Source organism: Halorubrum sp. Atlit-26R (genome assembly GCF_003666015.1).
Lineage (GTDB): Archaea > Halobacteriota > Halobacteria > Halobacteriales > Haloferacaceae > Halorubrum.
The window spans coordinates 1-438 of sequence record NZ_QPLT01000547.1; the positions used below are offsets into that span (position 1 = coordinate 1).

Sequence of the window (438 nt, forward strand, 5' to 3'; positions counted from 1 at the left end):
CCCCATCGACGTCGTGATCGGGTCGTACGGCCATGCCCACGTCGAGAGCGCACGGACCTACTACGAACACGATGAGCACGGGACGACTCGGCGCCGGGAGCGGGCTGTCGTCCTCGACGAGTATCCCGGAGAGGCCTACACCGAAGAGTTCGGTCCCGAGTTCGTTGACCACTCGGTGTGGCTCGCGAATGCGCTCCGCGGCGACATCGAAGACCGTCAGGACCTCTTCAGCGCAGACCTCTGGGACGACGACTGGGATCGAGCATGGATCCGGGGCGAGGGGCACAAGCATGCCGCTACTGACGCCGTCGACGCTGCCGATGCTCTCGCGGACCTCGTCGACGCCGTCGGGACTGCTCGGTCTCTCCTCGAGGACTACGACGACCTCGTCGACGACGTCGACCTCGCCGGCGTGCTGGGGGACGTTGTCGATGCGTT

General features: G+C 66.2%; 1 protein-coding gene. It reads left to right on the forward strand.

Annotated elements, in window-relative coordinates:
• The coding region (locus DVK07_RS23145) for a hypothetical protein (protein ID WP_158603232.1) at positions 1-438 on the forward strand (438 nt) is incomplete at both ends.